General features: G+C 47.6%; 9 protein-coding genes, 13 tRNA genes and 4 rRNA genes. 23 read left to right on the top strand and 3 right to left on the bottom strand.

Annotation, left to right across the window (positions count from 1 at the left end):
- Window positions 1-89: 89 nt before the first annotated feature.
- The gene (gene gerD / locus MHI14_RS03680; RefSeq protein WP_133387519.1) at window positions 90-842 is read right to left on the bottom strand and encodes a spore germination lipoprotein GerD; all 753 of its coding nucleotides are present in this window, start codon (window positions 840-842) and stop codon (window positions 90-92) included.
- A 125-nt stretch (window positions 843-967) separates the two neighbouring features.
- Here gerD and MHI14_RS03685 point away from each other — a divergent pair, with 125 nt between their 5' ends.
- A complete protein-coding gene (locus MHI14_RS03685) occupies window positions 968-1,600 on the top strand; it encodes a KinB-signaling pathway activation protein (RefSeq protein ID WP_133387518.1) in 633 nt (210 codons plus the stop codon).
- Between the two features lie 99 nt (window positions 1,601-1,699).
- Here MHI14_RS03685 and pdaB read toward each other — a convergent pair whose 3' ends face one another.
- Window positions 1,700-2,476, bottom strand: a complete 777-nt coding sequence (gene pdaB, locus MHI14_RS03690) for a polysaccharide deacetylase family sporulation protein PdaB (RefSeq protein WP_124118831.1) — start codon at window positions 2,474-2,476, stop codon at window positions 1,700-1,702.
- Between the two features lie 122 nt (window positions 2,477-2,598).
- On the opposite strand from pdaB, the gene MHI14_RS03695 reads away from it, so the two are divergent.
- The 19 genes from MHI14_RS03695 (at window position 2,599) to MHI14_RS03785 (ending at window position 10,441) form a co-directional block, all read left to right on the top strand.
- Window positions 2,599-3,216 (top strand): stage II sporulation protein M, encoded by a 618-nt coding sequence (locus MHI14_RS03695; RefSeq protein ID WP_341129898.1) that lies wholly within the window; start codon window positions 2,599-2,601, stop codon window positions 3,214-3,216.
- Window positions 3,217-3,369: 153 nt separating this feature from the next.
- Window positions 3,370-3,600, top strand: a complete 231-nt coding sequence (locus MHI14_RS03700) for a hypothetical protein (protein WP_017692114.1) — start codon at window positions 3,370-3,372, stop codon at window positions 3,598-3,600.
- A 479-nt stretch (window positions 3,601-4,079) separates the two neighbouring features.
- Window positions 4,080-5,632: ribosomal RNA gene (locus MHI14_RS03705) — 16S ribosomal RNA — on the top strand.
- A gap of 158 nt (window positions 5,633-5,790) precedes the next feature.
- A 5S ribosomal RNA gene (gene rrf, locus MHI14_RS03710) occupies window positions 5,791-5,907 on the top strand.
- 36 nt (window positions 5,908-5,943) lie between these two features.
- Window positions 5,944-6,020 (top strand) — tRNA-Ile (locus tag MHI14_RS03715).
- A gap of 22 nt (window positions 6,021-6,042) precedes the next feature.
- Window positions 6,043-6,118, top strand: a tRNA-Ala gene (locus MHI14_RS03720).
- Window positions 6,119-6,321: 203 nt separating this feature from the next.
- A 23S ribosomal RNA gene (locus tag MHI14_RS03725) occupies window positions 6,322-9,249 on the top strand.
- A gap of 75 nt (window positions 9,250-9,324) precedes the next feature.
- A 5S ribosomal RNA gene (rrf, locus tag MHI14_RS03730) occupies window positions 9,325-9,441 on the top strand.
- Together the 16S, 23S and 5S rRNA genes with 13 tRNA genes alongside form the textbook arrangement of a ribosomal RNA operon.
- A gap of 84 nt (window positions 9,442-9,525) precedes the next feature.
- Window positions 9,526-9,601: transfer RNA gene (locus MHI14_RS03735), tRNA-Asn, on the top strand.
- A 3-nt stretch (window positions 9,602-9,604) separates the two neighbouring features.
- Window positions 9,605-9,677 (top strand) — tRNA-Thr (locus MHI14_RS03740).
- Window positions 9,678-9,687: 10 nt separating this feature from the next.
- Window positions 9,688-9,759: transfer RNA gene (locus tag MHI14_RS03745), tRNA-Glu, on the top strand.
- A 7-nt stretch (window positions 9,760-9,766) separates the two neighbouring features.
- A tRNA-Val gene (locus MHI14_RS03750) sits at window positions 9,767-9,842 on the top strand.
- 10 nt (window positions 9,843-9,852) lie between these two features.
- Window positions 9,853-9,927 (top strand) — tRNA-Gln (locus MHI14_RS03755).
- A gap of 9 nt (window positions 9,928-9,936) precedes the next feature.
- Window positions 9,937-10,012, top strand: a tRNA-Lys gene (locus MHI14_RS03760).
- A gap of 6 nt (window positions 10,013-10,018) precedes the next feature.
- A tRNA-Leu gene (locus MHI14_RS03765) sits at window positions 10,019-10,099 on the top strand.
- Between the two features lie 10 nt (window positions 10,100-10,109).
- Window positions 10,110-10,184 (top strand) — tRNA-Gly (locus MHI14_RS03770).
- A 7-nt stretch (window positions 10,185-10,191) separates the two neighbouring features.
- Window positions 10,192-10,268: transfer RNA gene (locus tag MHI14_RS03775), tRNA-Arg, on the top strand.
- 15 nt (window positions 10,269-10,283) lie between these two features.
- Window positions 10,284-10,357, top strand: a tRNA-Pro gene (locus tag MHI14_RS03780).
- 13 nt (window positions 10,358-10,370) lie between these two features.
- A tRNA-Gly gene (locus MHI14_RS03785) sits at window positions 10,371-10,441 on the top strand.
- Window positions 10,442-10,674: 233 nt separating this feature from the next.
- On the opposite strand, the gene MHI14_RS03790 is transcribed toward MHI14_RS03785, so the two are convergent.
- Window positions 10,675-11,016: a WGxxGxxG family protein gene (locus MHI14_RS03790; RefSeq protein WP_091038383.1), complete on the bottom strand. Its 342-nt coding sequence runs from the start codon at window positions 11,014-11,016 to the stop codon at window positions 10,675-10,677.
- A gap of 578 nt (window positions 11,017-11,594) precedes the next feature.
- Between MHI14_RS03790 and ppc the strand changes: the two genes are divergently transcribed.
- The 3 genes from ppc to MHI14_RS03805 all read left to right on the top strand — a co-directional run bounded on the left by ppc (window position 11,595) and on the right by MHI14_RS03805 (window position 15,967).
- Window positions 11,595-14,387, top strand: coding sequence for a phosphoenolpyruvate carboxylase (gene ppc, locus MHI14_RS03795; protein WP_341129899.1), 2,793 nt, complete (start codon window positions 11,595-11,597; stop codon window positions 14,385-14,387).
- A 262-nt stretch (window positions 14,388-14,649) separates the two neighbouring features.
- Window positions 14,650-15,216 (top strand): RNA polymerase sigma factor SigW, encoded by a 567-nt coding sequence (sigW, locus tag MHI14_RS03800; RefSeq protein WP_017692117.1) that lies wholly within the window; start codon window positions 14,650-14,652, stop codon window positions 15,214-15,216.
- A gap of 136 nt (window positions 15,217-15,352) precedes the next feature.
- The gene (locus MHI14_RS03805; protein ID WP_036614042.1) at window positions 15,353-15,967 is read left to right on the top strand and encodes a zf-HC2 domain-containing protein; all 615 of its coding nucleotides are present in this window, start codon (window positions 15,353-15,355) and stop codon (window positions 15,965-15,967) included.
- Window positions 15,968-15,974: the final 7 nt, after the last annotated feature.

Raw genomic sequence — 15,974 nt, forward strand, 5'->3', positions numbered from 1 at the left:
TGGTATGAGTGTTATAAATACAAATAAAGCCTGCGTCCACCATTCGGATGCAGGCTTTTCAGTTTCTGTAATATACCAACATCTACTGTTTATGAACCTCCACCGCTGCCAGAATCTCCACTTCCACCATCTCCGCCATCACTACCACCTTCGCCCTGACCCTCTTGCTGTCCGCCTTGCTCTTGCCCCTGTTGTCCGCCACTTTCCACTTTAGGTTGCAATTCGTCCTGTACTACCTTCTTGAGCAAAGTGAGTACTTCCATGCGGAACAACGGGTTTTGCATCACTTCCTGCATGACAGTCATCGTCTGTTTACGATAATCCGGAGTCTTCGTCATATCCATGAACATCTTGGATACCTCAGGTGACTTCATGATGGCTTCAACAGACTTTTGATATGTGGGATCTTTAATCAATTGCATATGAAGCTGTTTACTTTGTGCGTTGATCACTTTGGCAAATTCACCCGCAAACTGCGGATCAGTCATGATCTTTTCGAACTCCTTCTTATATTCGGGAGCTGTGATGGTATCTTTTACTGCAATACGTATTTGTTCCGAAGATTGCACAGGCATTAACATTTTCATACCAATGGATCCTGAAGCGCCACCCGAACCGCCGCCTTCTTCAGAACCGCTGCTTCCGCTGGATGAGCTTTGACCTGTAAGAGCTTCCTCCACCGCTTTCTTGCCTTCGTCACTTTTCAAAATATCTACAACCATTGTTTTCATCTCTTTATAACTGCCCTGAGGAGGCGAAGAACTCTGATCTGAACCGCAGCCGGCAAGCATGACGGATAGCCCCAGTACGACACAGCATAGCTGCCACAAAGGCCGTTTCATGTGTACAATCCCTCCTTGATTAGATACTGGATGTAGTATGTGATGGGAAAGGGGGAAATATGTTGAGCAATGATGGTTTTTTGCTGAGAAGGTTGGTAAAATAAACACTCGGGGGTGGAAAACTTTTGAATTTACGTAGATGGTTTTTCCTGTTTTGGACAGCCTTGCTTATCGGGGCCGCGGGAGCATTGGGTACAGGATTGATTATGATGCTGGTGAACGGGGAGAAAACAAATGGATTAAATGATTTTCTTCTGTATCTTTTGATCCTATTTGGATCAGGGGTTATGATCAGCGTGTATTCACAAATGGGTTTCTTTGCATATCTGATATTGAATTATATGGGTAAAGGTGTATTTCCAAAGCGCGGTTGGCAGATCGTGCAGATTGTACTAACGGTGTTAGCCCTGCTTGACGTGATGTTTTTACGCCTGTTTGTTGGGGGAGACCGGGAGCGCATATCGGATATTGTGTTAGGTATCATTATTTTGGCAGCCGCAATTGTTACCGCTTACGTTAAAGTAAAGCTCACTCATATCTCCGCGCTTGTACCTACACTCTTTTTCATGATTGCCGTCACCATAGTGGAGACGATTGGCGTATTACGTATTGATGTGAATGCTGCAACCATATTTATTGTGGTTCCTTTGCTCTTATGTAATGCATACCAAATGCTGATATTGCACAGGCTGGTGGATGTATCTACGAACCGGAGTGCAAGTGGAAAGGCAGAACAGTTGAAAGAAAGCCGAGCATAGTATTCGTTTTGCATAAAAACATACCAAAAAGAGCTAACCTGGTTAGCTCTTTTCAACTTTTACACTCGTATTTGAGCTGTAGCTCAAGCAATCTACCAATTATTGACCGCTGGCTTGATCACGAACTTCCTTACCTTCTACACTGGAATGGTTAAGCAACTCAGACACGGTTACGAATTCATAGCCCTGGTTTTTTAATTTGTCGATAATGACAGGGAGTGCCTCATGAGTTTGTTTAGAAGAATCGCTTGCATGCAGCAGTACGATGTCCCCTGGATGTGCCTTGCTTACTACGCGATCAACAATCGTCTGTACACCCGGGTTTTTCCAATCCAAGGAGTCGGTATCCCACTGCACAACCTGATAATTCAGACTATTGGCTACCTGAAGCACTCGCTTGTCAAAGTCCCCGTTGGGCAGACGTATTAATTTCGGTTCTTTTCCCGTTAAATCGGTTAAAATGCTATGAGCTGTCGAAATTTCTTTGCGAATTTCTTCCTCGGTCAGGCTGCTGTAGTTCTCATGTCTGTGACCATGGCTGCCAATTTCATATCCTGCCTCTTTGATTGCAGTGACAATTTCGGGGTGAGTCTTGCTCCAGGGGGAGGAAAGGAAAAAGGTTGCCTTCTGCACTTTATTCTCCTGAAGAACTTTCAGAATCGGCTCTGTCCGTTTATCTCCCCAGCTAATGTCAAAGGTAAGTGCAATGACCTTCTTCTCGGTTGGAACGCTGTAGACTGCTGAAGGTGCTTCCTCCGAGAATACGGAGACATTGCCACTCTCCAGATAAATAATACCGATCGCAAAGATGGCAGCAACGAGGACAATCAGGTACCGTTTAATCTTTTTGCCGCTAAATACATAGAACGAGTTCATTTCAATAAGCGCCCCTCTCCCATAAGAAATGCTTGTTTACTCTCCAATGTATGCTCGTACTCCCCAGTTATTCGTAACGGAACCTTGTTTGTCCATCATTTTAGATTCTACAGGAGGTTATTATGTTAAAATTCAGTACATTTCTTAGAGGTCTTGGCTCCATCCGCAGTGCATTAATCTGGTCCATTGTATTGTTTGCTGTTGGTATAGGGGCAGGATGGGTGAGTACAGGGCCACTGGAAGAACTATTGTTGAACCAAATCGGAGGATTACGTGAAGTCAGTGAACGGCTGGAGCAGGGGGGCAATGTGCAGTGGAACTTCTTCCTGTTCATCTTTTTCAATAATGCCATCAAAAGTGTACTTGTCATCTATGCCGGCATATTTTTCGGTATTCTGCCTGTTATCTTCCTGCTGATCAATGGGATGGTCCTTGGATTTGTGGTGCACACCACGATGAATTATGGGGCAAGCTTCTATGATATTGTGGTTAAAGGTTTACTTCCGCATGGCATTATTGAGATTCCGGTCATTATTATTGCTTGCGCCTTCGGACTGAAGTTTGGTGGTCTGGTTATCAAAAGCCTTGTACAACTTGGAAGTGACAAGCGAAATACGATGGGTACCCGGTGGAGAGCATTCATGAATAGGACGTTAACGGCATCTTTCTGGGTTGTCATCTTGCTTCTGGTTGCAGCAATCATCGAAAGCACACTTACGTATACTCTGGTGAGAGGATAAAATTTTGTGATGGTTGGCATTCATAAATTTTCAGAAAGTTGACCATAACAATAAAACGGGTTCCAGTAGCACTACAAAAAGCGAATGCACGAGGTGCTGCATGGAACTTCTGTAAGTGTGATAAAGAGGCTATGCACAAAAAGGAGAACTCTAATGCTGGGTATGTTGTTTAACGAGAAGGAATGCAAGGAACTAGACTATGTGCTGCGTAAAGAATTAGATGAAATGCTGTTCGATCTGAGTGATAATCGTCTTGACCAAGAGATCAAATATGCTATCGCGAGCCGATATAAGACTGTGTTCCGCATGTATGCACGCTTTGCCCCGCCAAAAGAGTTGTCCAAGTATGCAAGAGGTGGGAAGCTAAAAAAGTCGAAGCCGTAATGCTGAAGTTGGTCATATATTCGATTTACAATAGTGGAAGTGAGGTGCGGCTCTTAATAGTGGGTGCTGTACCTCTGAACCATGAGAATGTGAAATTGTTAAGGGGTTCATACTTTTTGTCGAAAAAGGGTTGACCTATCTGATTTCATATGGTAAATTAATTTTCGTTCCTTTTTTAGGAGCGGTTCACTGAAACAAGCACGAAAATAAAGCGATTGAAAATAATCGAAAAAATAATGCTTGCAAAGAGAACTTCAACATGATATATTATAAAAGTCGCCGCTGAAACGACGACAACATGAAAAACAGCACTAAATTGAATGTTTGATCTTTGAAAACTGAACAACGAGTGAGTAAACATTCTGCTTGCAGAATGAACGCGAAAGTTGGAGACAAGCCTTGGCTTGAATCGACTGGAGCACAAATGAGATTTTTAATCTCGTCAGATTCAAAATGAGCTTATCGCTCTTTTCAATACTTTATTGGAGAGTTTGATCCTGGCTCAGGACGAACGCTGGCGGCATGCCTAATACATGCAAGTCGAGCGGACTTGATGAGAAGCTTGCTTCTCTGATGGTTAGCGGCGGACGGGTGAGTAACACGTAGGCAACCTGCCCTCAAGTTTGGGACAACTACCGGAAACGGTAGCTAATACCGAATAGTTGTTTTCTTCGCCTGAAGGAAACTGGAAAGACGGAGCAATCTGTCACTTGGGGATGGGCCTGCGGCGCATTAGCTAGTTGGTGGGGTAACGGCTCACCAAGGCGACGATGCGTAGCCGACCTGAGAGGGTGATCGGCCACACTGGGACTGAGACACGGCCCAGACTCCTACGGGAGGCAGCAGTAGGGAATCTTCCGCAATGGGCGAAAGCCTGACGGAGCAATGCCGCGTGAGTGATGAAGGTTTTCGGATCGTAAAGCTCTGTTGCCAGGGAAGAACGCTTGGGAGAGTAACTGCTCTCAAGGTGACGGTACCTGAGAAGAAAGCCCCGGCTAACTACGTGCCAGCAGCCGCGGTAATACGTAGGGGGCAAGCGTTGTCCGGAATTATTGGGCGTAAAGCGCGCGCAGGCGGTCATTTAAGTCTGGTGTTTAATCCCGGGGCTCAACCCCGGATCGCACTGGAAACTGGGTGACTTGAGTGCAGAAGAGGAGAGTGGAATTCCACGTGTAGCGGTGAAATGCGTAGATATGTGGAGGAACACCAGTGGCGAAGGCGACTCTCTGGGCTGTAACTGACGCTGAGGCGCGAAAGCGTGGGGAGCAAACAGGATTAGATACCCTGGTAGTCCACGCCGTAAACGATGAGTGCTAGGTGTTAGGGGTTTCGATACCCTTGGTGCCGAAGTTAACACATTAAGCACTCCGCCTGGGGAGTACGGTCGCAAGACTGAAACTCAAAGGAATTGACGGGGACCCGCACAAGCAGTGGAGTATGTGGTTTAATTCGAAGCAACGCGAAGAACCTTACCAGGTCTTGACATCCCTCTGACCGGTACAGAGATGTACCTTTCCTTCGGGACAGAGGAGACAGGTGGTGCATGGTTGTCGTCAGCTCGTGTCGTGAGATGTTGGGTTAAGTCCCGCAACGAGCGCAACCCTTATATTTAGTTGCCAGCACTTCGGGTGGGCACTCTAGATAGACTGCCGGTGACAAACCGGAGGAAGGTGGGGATGACGTCAAATCATCATGCCCCTTATGACCTGGGCTACACACGTACTACAATGGCCGGTACAACGGGCTGCGAAATCGCGAGATGGAGCCAATCCCAACAAAGCCGGTCTCAGTTCGGATTGCAGGCTGCAACTCGCCTGCATGAAGTCGGAATTGCTAGTAATCGCGGATCAGCATGCCGCGGTGAATACGTTCCCGGGTCTTGTACACACCGCCCGTCACACCACGAGAGTTTATAACACCCGAAGTCGGTGGGGTAACCGCAAGGAGCCAGCCGCCGAAGGTGGGATAGATGATTGGGGTGAAGTCGTAACAAGGTAGCCGTATCGGAAGGTGCGGCTGGATCACCTCCTTTCTATGGAGAATCGTTTCCTGCAACGGAAACATTCAAATAAGCAGGTTCTCAGAACCTGCAACAGCGATTCATTTCGGTCCGTCACTTCGGTGTGGATGGAATGAAGAGCACAAGCAACTCACTCGTTGCTCAGTTTTGAGAGCTCAAACTCTCAAACGTTTGGTGGCGATAGCGAAGGGGTTCCACACGTTCCCATCCCGAACACGACCGTTAAGCCCTTCAGCGTCAATGGTACTTGGACCGCAGGGTCCTGGGAGAGTAGAACGCCGCCAAGCGTAACCCATTTTGGGTTCAAATAGTATATGTAATGTGGGCCCTTAGCTCAGTTGGTTAGAGCGCACCTCTGATAAGGGTGAGGCCGGTGGTTCGAGTCCACCAGGGCCCACCATCTATACCTTTAAACTTTATATGGGGCCATAGCTCAGCTGGGAGAGCGCCTGCCTTGCAAGCAGGAGGTCAGCGGTTCGATCCCGCTTGGCTCCACCAAAAATGTTTTACAAGTTTGTTCTTTGAAAACTAGATATCGAAACGAAACAAACGCGAATTAGAACATTCCTTTAAGCTGATCTTGTGTAAACAAGTGAAGTGTTTTTATAAGGTAGATTGCATGAGCGAGTGATCGAAATGGAACGACTTTTGGATTTGCGCAAGCAAACCAAGCGGAGTGACAGCTCGAACACGAGCGATATGGTTAAGCTACTAAGAGCACACGGAGGATGCCTAGGCGCTAGGAGCCGATGAAGGACGTGGCGAACAACGAAACTGCCTCGGGGAGCTGTAAGCAAGCTTTGATCCGGGGGTGTCCGAATGGGGAAACCCAGCTGGGGTAATTTCCAGTTACTCATAACTGAATACATAGGTTATGTAGAGGCATACCAGGGGAACTGAAACATCTAAGTACCCTGAGGAAGAGAAAACAATAGTGATTCCGTCAGTAGCGGCGAGCGAACGCGGAGAAGCCCAAACCAGAGAGCTTGCTCTTTGGGGTTGTGGGACGTCTCACATGGAGTTACAAAGGAACCGGTTAAGCGAAGAGGTCTGGAAAGGCCCGCCAAAGAAGGTAAAAGCCCTGTAGTTGAAAGTCTGTTCCCTCCGAGACGGATCCCGAGTAGTGCGGGGCACGTGAAACCCCGTATGAATCCGGCAGGACCATCTGCCAAGGCTAAATACTTCCTAGCGACCGATAGTGAAGCAGTACCGTGAGGGAAAGGTGAAAAGCACCCCGGAAGGGGAGTGAAATAGAACCTGAAACCGTGTGCTTACAAAAAGTCAGAGCCCGTTTTAGGGGTGATGGCGTGCCTTTTGTAGAATGAACCGGCGAGTTACGTTCCCGTGCAAGGTTAAGGTGAAGAGCCGGAGCCGCAGCGAAAGCGAGTCTGAATAGGGCGAATTAGTACGTGGACGTAGACCCGAAACCGGGTGATCTACCCCTGTCCAGGGTGAAGGTGCGGTAACACGCACTGGAGGCCCGAACCCACGCATGTTGAAAAATGCGGGGATGAGGTGGGGGTAGCGGAGAAATTCCAATCGAACTCGGAGATAGCTGGTTCTCCCCGAAATAGCTTTAGGGCTAGCCTCGGAAAACAGAGTCGTGGAGGTAGAGCACTGATTGGGTGCGGGGCCCGCAAGGGTTACCAAGCTCAGTCAAACTCCGAATGCCATAGACTTACTTCCGGGAGTCAGACAGTGAGTGCTAAGATCCATTGTCAAAAGGGAAACAGCCCAGACCATCAGCTAAGGTCCCCAAGTGTGTGTTAAGTGGGAAAGGATGTGGAGTTGCACAGACAACCAGGATGTTGGCTTAGAAGCAGCCACCATTGAAAGAGTGCGTAATAGCTCACTGGTCGAGTGACTCTGCGCCGAAAATGTAACGGGGCTAAACACACCACCGAAGCTATGGCTTGATGCTTTGCATCAGGGGTAGGGGAGCGTTGTATAAGGGTTGAAGGTGTACCGTAAGGAGCGCTGGACATTATACAAGTGAGAATGCCGGTATGAGTAACGAAAAGATCAGTGAGAATCTGATCCGCCGAAAGCCTAAGGGTTCCTGAGGAAGGCTCGTCCGCTCAGGGTAAGTCGGGACCTAAGGCGAGGCCGAAAGGCGTAGTCGAAGGACAACAGGTCGAAATTCCTGTACCACCGTAAGCCGTTATGAGCAATGGGGGGACGCAGTAGGGTAGTGACGCGGACTGATGGATGTCCGTCTAAGCAGTGAGGCTGATGTGTAGGCAAATCCGCACATTGTAAGGCTGAGCTGTGATGGGGAGCGAAAATTGTAGTAGCGAAGGTCATGATCTCACACTGCCAAGAAAAGCCTCTAGCCAGGTGATGGTGCCCGTACCGCAAACCGACACAGGTAGGCGAGAAGAGTATTCTAAGGCGCGCGGAAGAACTCTCGTTAAGGAACTCGGCAAAATGACCCCGTAACTTCGGGAGAAGGGGTGCCCCGGTAGTGTGAATAGCACGAGGGGGCCGCAGTGAAAAGGCCCAAGCGACTGTTTAGCAAAAACACAGGTCTGTGCGAAGCCGTAAGGCGAAGTATACGGGCTGACGCCTGCCCGGTGCTGGAAGGTTAAGGGGAGTGGTTAGGGAGCAATCCCGAAGCTGTGAACCGAAGCCCCAGTAAACGGCGGCCGTAACTATAACGGTCCTAAGGTAGCGAAATTCCTTGTCAGGTAAATTCTGACCCGCACGAATGGCGTAACGACTTGGGCGCTGTCTCAACGAGAGATCCGGTGAAATTTTAATACCTGTGAAGATGCAGGTTACCCGCGACAAGACGGAAAGACCCCATGGAGCTTTACTGCAGCTTGATATTGAATTTGGGTACGATCTGTACAGGATAGGTGGGAGCCTTTGAAGTGGGAGCGCAAGCTTCCATGGAGGCAACGTTGGGATACCACCCTGATCGTATCTAGGTTCTAACCTGGTACCGTAATCCGGTGCGGGGACAGTGTCAGGTGGGCAGTTTGACTGGGGCGGTCGCCTCCTAAAGAGTAACGGAGGCGCCCAAAGGTTCCCTCAGAATGGTTGGAAATCATTCGAAGAGTGCAAAGGCATAAGGGAGCTTGACTGCGAGACCTACAAGTCGAGCAGGGACGAAAGTCGGGCTTAGTGATCCGGTGGTACCGCATGGAAGGGCCATCGCTCAACGGATAAAAGCTACCCTGGGGATAACAGGCTTATCTCCCCCAAGAGTCCACATCGACGGGGAGGTTTGGCACCTCGATGTCGGCTCATCGCATCCTGGGGCTGAAGTAGGTCCCAAGGGTTGGGCTGTTCGCCCATTAAAGCGGTACGCGAGCTGGGTTCAGAACGTCGTGAGACAGTTCGGTCCCTATCTGTCGTGGGCGTAGGAAATTTGAGAGGAGCTGTCCTTAGTACGAGAGGACCGGGATGGACGTACCGCTGGTGTACCAGTTGTTCCGCCAGGAGCACCGCTGGGTAGCTATGTACGGACGGGATAAACGCTGAAAGCATCTAAGCGTGAAGCCCCCCTCAAGATGAGATTTCCCAGTATGTAAGACCCCTTGAAGACGACGAGGTAGATAGGCTGGGGGTGGAAGTGCAGCAATGCATGGAGCTGACCAGTACTAATCGGTCGAGGGCTTATCCAATAGCAAGTTCTAAATCGCGTGTTTCGTTTCGAATCTAGTTTTCAGAGAACAACACTCTGAAATGTAAGCTACGCGTTTGGTGGCGATGGCGGAGGGGTTCCACACGTACCCATCCCGAACACGACCGTTAAGCCCTCTAGCGCCGATGGTACTTGGACCGCAGGGTCCTGGGAGAGTAGGACGCCGCCAAGCGAACTCTTTCATCATACATAGAAAACAGGCTCTGCATGTGGACGTTGTACGATGAATTGCATTTGCCCTGCAAATGCATATTATTCCCTGATAGCTCAGTTGGTAGAGCACTCGACTGTTAATCGAGTTGTCACAGGTTCGAGCCCTGTTCGGGGAGCCATTTGCTCTCATAGCTCAGTAGGTAGAGTGCATCCATGGTAAGGATGAGGTCACCGGTTCGATCCCGGTTGAGAGCTTTGGAAATGGGGCCCGTTGGTCAAGGGGTTAAGACACCTCCCTTTCACGGAGGTAACAGGGGTTCGAATCCCCTACGGGTCATATAGTTGGAGGCTTAGCTCAGCTGGGAGAGCATCTGCCTTACAAGCAGAGGGTCGGGGGTTCGATCCCCTCAGCCTCCACCATATTTTTTATTGGGGATTAGCCAAGCGGTAAGGCAACGGACTTTGACTCCGTCATGCATAGGTTCAAATCCTATATCCCCAGCCATTTTAGTATGAGTCATTAGCTCAGTTGGTAGAGCACCTGACTTTTAATCAGGGTGTCGAAGGTTCGAGCCCTTCATGACTCACCATCATATGCGCGTGTGGCGGAATTGGCAGACGCACTAGACTTAGGATCTAGCGTCTTTGACGTGGGGGTTCAAGTCCCTCCACGCGCATCCTTTATTTGCGGAAGTGGCTCAGCGGTAGAGCATCGCCTTGCCAAGGCGAGGGTCGCGGGTTCGATTCCCGTCTTCCGCTCCAATATTTTGCGCCCTTAGCTCAGCTGGATAGAGCGTTTGACTACGAATCAAAAGGCCGGGAGTTCGAATCTCTCAGGGCGCGCCATTATTTTTTTAGTATCGGGATGTAGCTCAGCTTGGTAGAGCACCTGGTTTGGGACCAGGGGGTCGCATGTTCAAATCGTGTCATCCCGATTTTTTTGTTTATGCGGGTGTAGTTCAATGGTAGAACTTTAGCCTTCCAAGCTAATAGCGTGGGTTCGATTCCCATCACCCGCTTACAGGATATAATGAAAGAGCCTTTGCAGATGCAGAGGTTTTTTTATTTTTATTAACGTAATAATTAGCAGTTATTTTATATAATATTTTATGTAAGGTACAGTGCAGGTTTATTCAAAAAGAGCCAAGACCCCTTTGCAATCCAAATAGGGAGGTCTTGGCTCTTCTGTTTATCTCTGTGGATGAGCTGCTTCTAAGACGTAGCAGCTATTGTAACGTGACGTGAGTACAATTTAACGTTCGTTGTGATCCGTCACTCTTCTACGCATGCCCGCTAATCCAAGCAGTCCCAGCAAACCGAGCCAGCCCCAATCCATGCCGTTATCACGGTCGGTTGTTGTGGCGTTTGCACGAACACTGTTGGTACGATAGTCACCATTGTTGCGGTAGTTTCCATCCATATTCAGGTTGGTGTTTGTGCGATCCATGTAGTTGGTGTCCTGATAAGACCGGACACGTGATCCATTGGTGTTGGTATCCATTCCTTTGGACATTTGACCATCAGCTGCAGCAGGGCCAGCCATCGCGGCCACCAGAAGCACGGAAGCAATAATTGTTGTACCTTTCTTCATCATTTAAATTCCTCCTTTTTGGTTAGAGCTATAGATTAATCTGCCCAAAAAGCTAAGAACATTATGTAGAAATGGTCTGTTAAGATATCCCTACAATTACAGTAGGTTAGGAACACACATAAGAGCCTCCCCTAATAAGCAGACTTGTAGTGGGAAGAAATTTATAATTACATCTTTAATTTATTGCGTCACTGTGGTAAAGTATACAAAAGCTTGCTTTGCCGGTCATGTTTCTTTGTATATCATCTGTTCTCAAACAATGAAATTATGCGGTTTAACCTTACAATCAGGTACATGGGATCATATCTAAAAGAACTGTATATTTATGAGTTTTTAAGAATAGGTATGAGACTTTTGATTTATCTAAAGTACGTGAAAAAGGTATCATGCGACAGTATATGACCATTAATTGAAGCAGAACAAGAAAATGAATAAAAAAGCGTGTTTTTGTGCTGTAAATCGGGGATAATCCCCATTTTTTCTAGTAGAAAAATAAAGATTTTCGTACCATTTTATTGTATGATGTTATGAAGGTGTCAAATTTACGTGTACGAATGGAACGATCAGATGGGAGGATAAGCATGACTGAAACTATGGTAACCGCCAGCAAAAGCCAATCCAACAACCTGCTTCGGCGAGACGTGCGGTTCCTGGGCAATATACTCGGAGAAGTTCTTGTCCATCAAGGCGGCACGGAGCTTCTAGATATCGTTGAGAAGATTCGGGAAACGAGCAAATCGTTGCGTGCAGAATTTCTGCCAGAACTCTATGCAGAGTTCAAAACGATGATCCAGGAATTAGACTCGGACAATCGTCACCAGGTTATTCGGGCTTTCGCTATTTATTTTCAATTAGTTAATATTGCTGAACAAAACCATCGGATCCGGCGTAAACGGGATTATGAACGTTCTGCAGGGGACGCTGTGCAGCCAGGATCGATTGAGAAAGCAGTACAGGATCTTAAGGAACGTGGACTGTCTCATACAGAGGTGGAAGAGATTCTCGATGATTTGTCGTTGGAACTCGTCATGACAGCTCACCCAACCGAAGCCATGCGCCGGGTTATTCTGGACATCCACAAGCGGATATCCGAAGATGTCATGTCACTTGATAATCCTACGCTGACGTTGCGTGAACGTGAACAGTTGCGTGAGAAACTGCTGAATGAGGTTATTACACTCTGGCAGACAGATGAACTTCGCGACCGTAAACCGACTGTACTCGATGAAGTGCGGAACGGGATGTATTACTTTCATGAAACGTTGTTCCACGTACTTCCGGATGTGTATCAGGAGCTGGAACGCTGCCTGAACAAATTTTATCCTGACCATGACTGGCACGTGCCGACGTATTTGCGGTTCGGTTCCTGGATCGGTGGAGACCGGGATGGAAATCCTTCGGTAACTTCAGATGTAACATGGCAGACGCTGTTGATGCAACGCAAGCTCGCTTTGCGAGAATACCAACGGATTATGATTGAACTTATGGGCCATCTCAGCTTCAGCACAAACATCATCCATGTATCGGATGAGCTGGTGCAGTCGATTGAGCAGGACCGTAAATCTGTTACATTGAAAAAAGTGGATATCTGGCGGAATGAAAAAGAGCCATACCGCATCAAATTGGCCTATATGATTGCCAAGCTGAACAATGTACTGGATGAGAACAAATTAGGTCAGCCTGACCGTTATCATAGCGCACAGGATTTGATTGATGAACTGATGATTATTGATCGAAGTCTGCGCCATCATTTTGCCGATTACGTAGCAGATACGACCATTCGCAAAATGATTCGTCAAGTCGAGTTGTTTGGTTTCCATACCGCAGCATTGGATGTGCGTCAGCACAGTAAGGAACATGAAAATGCGATGTCGGAGATTTTGGCGAAAATGAACATTGTAGAGGATTATGCGCGTCTGACTGAAGACGGTAAAATCGATCTGCTTGCTCGTTTGCTGGATGATCCACGTCCGCTTACTTCTCCTTATCACCAATACACGGAGGGAACCAAAGAGTGTCTGGATGTCTTCCGTACCATTAAACGTGCCCAGAACGAATTTGGGGACGGCTGTATCACAAGTTACCTGATCAGTATGACGCAGGGCGCAAGTGATTTGCTTGAGGTTATGGTATTTGCCAAGGAAGTGGGCTTATTCACCAAAGGTCACAACGGTGACGTTGTATCTACACTTCAAGCGGTACCGCTGTTTGAAACGATTGATGATCTACATGCGGCTTCGGACATTATGGAGAAGCTGTTCAACCTTCCTGTATACCGCGCAAGCGTAAAAGGACGGAATGAACTGCATGAAATCATGCTTGGTTATTCAGACAGTAACAAGGATGGCGGAGTGGTTACAGCCAACTGGGAACTGCGCGTAGCAATGAATGCCATCACGGCTGTAGGTAATGAACACGGCGTTAAGCTGAAGTTCTTCCATGGACGTGGCGGGGCTCTTGGACGTGGCGGCATGCCACTCAACCGCAGTATTCTTGCTCAACCACCGCATACCATTGGTGGAGGCATCAAGATTACGGAGCAGGGAGAGGTTATTTCTTCCCGTTATTCCCTTCAGGGGATTGCATACCGCAGTCTGGAGCAAGCAACTTCGGCTTTGATTACAGCAGCACTTAATGGGCTAGAGCCTCAGGAGTCAGCATCCGAGCGCCATTGGGACAGCATCATCAAAGAGATTTCGGAAGTATCTCTGACGAAATATCAGGACCTGATTTTCCGTGATCCAGACTTCTTTACCTTCTTCAAAGAATCAACGCCGCTTCCGGAGGTTGGTGAACTGAATATTGGTTCCCGTCCATCCAAGCGTAAAAATAGCGATAAGTTTGAAGATCTGAGAGCGATCCCTTGGGTATTCGCATGGACTCAAAGTCGATATCTGCTTCCGGCATGGTACGCGGCAGGAACAGGATTGCAAAGTTACTATCAGGATAAAGAGGAAAATCTAATTGTCCTGAAAGAAATGTATGCAAGCTTCCCATTCTTCCGTACATTAATTGATACGGTACAGATGGCCGTAGCCAAGGCAGATCTGGTGATTGCCAAAGAATATTCAGCAATGACTTCGAACAAGGAAGCCCGTGATCGCATATACGGTCAGATCGAAGCCGAATTCAAGCTCACAAAAGAGCTGATTCTGAAAATTACCGGAGAAGCTGAAATTCTGGATGATGTACCGGTTATTCAAGAATCCATTCGTCTTCGTAACCCTTATGTAGATCCGTTGTCCTACATGCAGGTTCAACTTCTGAGCGAGCTCAGAGATATGCGTGAACGTGGTGAGGACGATACGGAGCTGCTTAGAGAAGTGTTGTTGACTATCAACGGTATTGCTGCAGGCCTGCGTAATACAGGTTGATGCCTGAACTGATGCATATGAATAATTCATATGTAACAAAGTACTCATTACTTTGTTAACTAAAAAGCTCCATTCTCTGCTCTACGGAGTGAGAGATGAAACGGGACTCCTGCGGGAGTTCCCGTTTTTACTGTTTTTGGCGGATATTTGTCATACAGTCTTGATTTTTGACCAAAGTTGATTTACGATTTGATTGGTGAATTACAAGTGTGGACGGGTATCAGAAGACGGAAGACCCATCAGCATGTCTGGGGGAATAAGGGTGGACAATTTGGAGAACAGGCTTGTGAAACTGGTGCTCAAGGGCGACCAGAGAGCCTTCGCAGAAATCGTTGAACTATATAAGGACAAGCTATTTCATTTGGCATACCGGATGCTGAACAATCGTCATGAAGCTGAAGACGTTGTGCAGGAGACGTTTTTGCGTGTGTTTCGTAATATGGAGAAGTACGATCCGAACCAGAAGTTCTCAACCTGGATCTACCGGATCGCGACAAATCTGTGTATTGACCGACTGCGCAGAAAGAAACCTTCATACTCTTTGGATGCTGAACTGAATGACCAGGAAGGATCTGATGGTTATGCGATGCTCCCGAGTGATGATCGTACACCGGAGAGTGAAGCGCTCCTGTCAGAAACGCAGACACTCATTCGTGAGGCCATTGACAGTTTGCCAGCCAAGTATAAGTCCGTTATGATTCTGAGATATTTACAGGACTTGTCGCTACAGGAAATCAGTGACGTGACAGGTATGCCCGTAACAACGATCAAGACACGCGTTCATCGGGGCCGTGATTTTCTACGTAAAAAATTGGAGTATAAGTTATAAATGTTAAACGCCTTTAAATATGGGCGAAATTATTTGAAACATATCCGAAACGGATGCGTATGTAATGTATGCAAGTCTTATGCGTGCTTTTTAATGGCACATGGACTAAGTGATTTAAGAAAGGATTGGCTCTCATATGGATTGCAACTCGGCCGTCTCTTTAATGCATGAATGTTTGGATGAGTCGTTGTCCCCGGCCCAGAAGGTTGAACTGAAAAGTCACCTTGTGATCTGTCCGGATTGTCGCATGCGCTTTAAAGAGTTGGAACAGACGGAAATGTTACTCTTTGCCATGAAACACTATTCACCGTCTGCCTCTGATGAGCTGACCAATCGAATTATGAATGCTCTGCCCCAGCCCAAGAGACAGCAAGCATGGCTCAAATGGGTCAAAGGACATCCCGCGCTGACGGCGGCAGCCTTCTTTTTGGTCGTGATGCTCTTTAGCGCCTTGAATTTCTGGAATCAGAATAACGAAATGGTTGTTAAGGGAAATAATCTGGACCAGATCGTGATTCAGGGTAACACGGTTATTGTTCCTGAAGGTAAGTCAATTGCTGGCGATCTTACGATAGAAAATGGAACCGCACAAGTATATGGTGATGTGAACGGCAATCTGACGGTTATCGACGGACAACTGTTTCAGGCTTCAACGGCGCATATTTCAGGTCAGGTGAAAAGTATTGATCAGGCGCTGGACTGGTTCTGGTACAAAATAACCAATATGGTAAATGAAGTGGCTTATCGCTAGAACAGGG

Origin of the sequence: Paenibacillus sp. FSL K6-2393 (genome assembly GCF_038002545.1) — a bacterium.
Taxonomy (GTDB): Bacteria; Bacillota; Bacilli; order Paenibacillales; family Paenibacillaceae; genus Paenibacillus.

Coding starts and splice junctions, on each gene's coding strand:
- MHI14_RS03790 (WP_091038383.1), bottom strand. CDS start 11,016: ATGATGAAGAAAGGTACAACAATTATTGCTTCCGTGCTTCTGGTGGCC.
- gerD (WP_133387519.1), bottom strand. CDS start 842: ATGAAACGGCCTTTGTGGCAGCTATGCTGTGTCGTACTGGGGCTATCC.
- MHI14_RS03695 (WP_341129898.1), top strand. CDS start 2,599: ATGTTAAAATTCAGTACATTTCTTAGAGGTCTTGGCTCCATCCGCAGT.
- ppc (WP_341129899.1), top strand. CDS start 11,595: ATGACTGAAACTATGGTAACCGCCAGCAAAAGCCAATCCAACAACCTG.
- pdaB (WP_124118831.1), bottom strand. CDS start 2,476: ATGAACTCGTTCTATGTATTTAGCGGCAAAAAGATTAAACGGTACCTG.
- MHI14_RS03700 (WP_017692114.1), top strand. CDS start 3,370: ATGCTGGGTATGTTGTTTAACGAGAAGGAATGCAAGGAACTAGACTAT.
- MHI14_RS03805 (WP_036614042.1), top strand. CDS start 15,353: ATGGATTGCAACTCGGCCGTCTCTTTAATGCATGAATGTTTGGATGAG.